Raw genomic sequence first — 250 nt, forward strand, 5'->3', positions numbered from 1 at the left:
CTTCTCCTCTCCTAGTAAGTTTTCACCGGCTCCCAACCATTCTCTTCACATGCTAAATTGAATTTTTCTACTGGCATGTCGATATTTATTGGGTCGTAATCTACTAACCATCTTTCAACATCGAAGTTAACAATGGCATCTTCTCCATAACGTTCAATCATGTATTTTTTATAAGCTGCTGATTCCGCTCGTAATTTTTGAACATCTGTTAAATCTGGCTTTGAACGGTCATCCCGAACAATGATAAATG

At 37.6% G+C, this 250-nt stretch carries 1 protein-coding gene; it reads right to left on the reverse strand.

From position 1 onward, the window contains the following. Positions 1-11: 11 nt before the first annotated feature. Positions 12-250: hypothetical protein (locus SB660_RS22490; protein WP_410584698.1), on the reverse strand; the 239-nt coding region annotated here is incomplete at its 5' end.

The organism is Bacillus sp. SIMBA_005 (assembly GCF_046535585.1).
GTDB classification, from domain to species: Bacteria; Bacillota; Bacilli; order Bacillales; family Bacillaceae; genus Bacillus; species Bacillus pumilus.